The sequence below is a fragment of the Phenylobacterium sp. genome, from assembly GCF_035276905.1.
GTDB lineage: Bacteria > Pseudomonadota > Alphaproteobacteria > Caulobacterales > Caulobacteraceae > Phenylobacterium.
The window spans coordinates 1-3541 of record NZ_DATELG010000438.1; the positions used below are offsets into that span (position 1 = coordinate 1).

General features: G+C 70.6%; 3 protein-coding genes. All 3 read left to right on the plus strand.

All coding sequences use genetic code 11. From position 1 onward, the window contains the following. The coding region (locus tag VJS38_RS20855) for a peptidyl-prolyl cis-trans isomerase (protein ID WP_324090069.1) at nt 1–1534 on the plus strand (1534 nt) is incomplete at its 5' end. Beyond that, nucleotides 1531–3066 (plus strand): anthranilate synthase component I, encoded by a 1536-nt coding sequence (gene trpE, locus VJS38_RS20860; protein WP_324090070.1) that lies wholly within the window; start codon nt 1531–1533, stop codon nt 3064–3066. The genes VJS38_RS20855 and trpE, both read left to right, overlap by 4 nt. Before the next feature lie 46 nt (nt 3067–3112). Further along, the coding region (locus VJS38_RS20865) for a CapA family protein (RefSeq protein WP_324090071.1) at nt 3113–3541 on the plus strand (429 nt) is incomplete at its 3' end.

Sequence of the window (3541 nt, forward strand, 5' to 3'; positions counted from 1 at the left end):
CACCGGTCGCTTCGACAAGAAGCTTTATCAGCAGCTCCTGGCGCAGAACGACCTCACGCCCGACCGGTTCGAGAGCAATCTGCGCGACGCCATGGCCCAGCAGCATGCGGTGACCGCGCTCAGCAACGCCTTGCAGGTTCCGCGCGCCTACGCCGCCCTGGCGGCGATCTATGCTCTGGAGAACCGCGACGTCACATATCTGACCGTCGAGCCGACCAGCGTGCCCAAGCCCGCCGATCCGACCGACGCACAGCTGACGGCCTTCATGAAGGAGAACGCCGCTCAGCTGACCCTGCCGGAGTTCAGGGTGCTGACCGTCGTGCGGTTCAGCCCGGAGATGGTCGGCGCCAACCTGACGGTGGACGAAGCCGAGCTGAAGAAACGCTACGAGTTCAAGAAGGACACCCTGTCGACGCCGGAGACCCGCACCCTGGTGCAGATCCCCGCGAAGGACGCTGCGACCAGCCAGGCGATCGCCGCGCGGCTGCAGAAGGGCGAGGCCCCGGCCGCCGTCGCCAAGTCGCTGGGCGTCGACGCCATCACCTACGAGAACAAGCCGCAGTCGGCGATCACCGACCACAAGTTGGCCGCCGCCGCTTTCAAGCTGCAGGCCGGCGAGATCGGCGTCGTCCAGGGCGACCTGGGCCAGGCGGTGGTCAAGGTCGACGGCATCACGCCCGGCCGCACCGTGACCTTCGAACAGGCCCGCCCGGCGCTCGAGGCGGAGATGCGCAAGGACGCCGCCGCCGAAAAGGTCTACGCCCTGACCCAGGCCTATGACGACGCCCACCAGAAGGGCGCCAACCTGGCCGAGGCAGCGAGGAAGGCGGGCGTCGCCGCCACCACCCTCGGCCCGGTCGCCAAGGACGGCCGCGACCAGCAGGGCCAGCCCATGGCCGGCCTGAGCCAGAAGCTGATGGACACCGCCTTCGGCCTGCCGAGCGGCGGCGAAAGCGAGGTCGTCGAGGCCGGCGCCGGCGAATATTTCGCGGTGCGGGTGGAGAAGGTCATTGCGCCGGCCATGCCGCCGTTGGCCTCCATCAGGCCGCAGCTCGCCCAGGCCTACATGATGCGCCAGGTCGCCAAGGCGATGCAGGACAGGGCCGAGGCGCTCGCCGCGCGCGTCCGCAAGGGCGAGAGCCTGGAGGCGGTCGCCGCCAGCGCCGGTGCCAAGCTGACCCACGTTCCCGGCGTCGACCGCCGCAGCGGCCAGCAGAACCCGCAGATGTCGCCGGAGATCCTGGGCGCCGTTTTCGGCGGCAAGGTCGGCGACGTGTTCACCGCCCGCGGCCGCGGCTTCGCCATGGTGGTCGGCAAGGTGGACGCCGATCACGTCGGCGACACCGCCCAGCTCGCCGCCCTGACCGAGCAGGCCCGCCCGCAGATGACCGAGACCATCTTCCGCGAGATCGGCGAGGCCGCCCAGGGCGCCGCGCGGGTGAAGGTGAAGACCAAGATCGACTACAACCGCGCCCGCACGGCCATCGGCCTCCAGCCGTTGAACGCCAAGGGCGAGCCGGAGCCGGCCAAGTGAAGCTCGAGCCAGCTTTCGAGGCCTTCCAGAAGGCCCATGACGCCGGCGCCCCGCAGCTGGTCTGGACCCGGCTGATCGACGACCTGGAGACGCCGGTCTCGGCCTATCTGAAGATCGGCCACGGCCGGCCCTACGCCTTCCTCTTCGAATCGGTCGAAGGCGGCGCCTGGCGCGGGCGCTACTCGATCATCACCCTCAGTCCCGACGTCGTCTGGCGCTGCCGCGGCGACCAGGCGGAGCTGGCGGAAGGCGCCGAGGCGATCGCCGCCGGCCGCTTCACGCCGCAGCCGGGCGGCGCGCTGGACTCGCTCAAAGACCTGGTGGCGGCCTCGCGGATCGAGCTGCCCGCCGGCCTGCCGCCACCCTCCGCCGGTGTCTTCGGCGCGATCGGCTACGACATGATCCGGCTGGTCGAGCGCCTGCCAAACGTCAATCCCGACGCCTTGGGCCTTCCCGACGGGGTGATGACCCGTCCCTCGATCGTCGCCATCTTCGACGCCATCGCCCAGGAGATCATCCTGGTGACGCCGGTGCGGCCGAACGGCGGCTCGGCGCAGGCCGCCTACCACGCGGCGAGCGAGCGCCTGGCCCAAGTGCTGGCCGACCTCGGCCGGCCGACGCCCAGGCTGCACGGCGCCGCCGAGCCCCAGCCCGACCGTTTCACCACCCCGGTCTCGCGCGAGGCCTACAAGGAGGTGGTCGAGCGGGCCAAGGAGTACATCCGCGCCGGCGACATCTTCCAGGTGGTGCCGAGCCACCGCTTCCGCTCGCCCTTCGAGCACGACCCGTTCGCGCTCTACCGGTCGCTCCGGCGGATGAACCCGTCGCCCTTCCTGTTCTTCCTGAACTTCGGCGACTTCCAGCTGGTCGGCTCCTCGCCGGAGATTCTGGTCAGGCTGCGCGACGGCAAGATCACCATCCGGCCGATCGCCGGCACTCGGCCGCGCGGCGCCACGCCCGAGGAGGACCTGGCGCTCGAGCAAGAGCTGCTGGCCGATCCCAAGGAGCGGGCCGAGCACCTGATGCTGCTCGACCTCGGCCGCAACGACGTCGGCCGGGTGGCGATGCTGAAGGATACGGGCGCCAACACGCCCCCCGCCGAGCGCCGTGCGCCGCGGGTGCGGGTCACCGACAGCTTCTTCATCGAGCGCTACAGCCACGTCATGCACCTGGCCTCGAACGTCGAGGGCGACGCCCCGGACGGGCTCGATCCGGTCGACGTGGTGATGGCGGCCCTGCCCGCCGGCACGCTCTCCGGCGCGCCCAAGGTGCGGGCGATGGAGATCATCGACGAGCTGGAGATCGAAAAGCGCGGCATCGGCTACGCCGGCGGCGTCGGCTACTTCGGCGCCGACGGCTCGGTCGACACCTGCATCGTGCTGCGCACCGCGCTGGTGAAGGACAACACCATCTATGTCCAGGCCGGCGGCGGGATCGTCGCCGACTCCGATCCCGACGCCGAGTACGACGAGACCCTGCACAAGTCCCGCGCCCTCAGGCGCGCAGCGGAGGAGAGCTGGCGGTTCGTGTAGACTGGGACGCAGGCGCCTCGACGGCGCCGGCCTCGTGGAGGCGGCCATGCAGTCGCCATCACCCAGCTCGCGCGGAGCGCTTCGGATCTTTCTCTGCGGCGACGTGATGACCGGGCGCGGGATCGACCAGGTGCTGCCGCATCCGGGCGATCCGCGGCTGCGGGAAGACTATCTCCGCTCCGCCAGGGACTATGTGCGGCTTGCGGAGGCGGCCAGCGGTCCGATCGCCCGTCCGACCGGCTTCGGCGAGATCTGGGGCGCCGCCCGCGCCCGCTGGCGACGCATGGCGCCCGACGTTCGGATCATGAACCTGGAGACCGCCGTGACGACGTCGCAGGCGTTCGCTCCGAAGGGCCTCAACTATCGGATGAACCCGGCGAACGCGCCCTGCCTGCGCGCCGCAGCGCCGGACGTGCTGACGCTCGCCAACAACCACGTGCTGGATTTCGGGATAGACGGGCTGAACGACACCCTC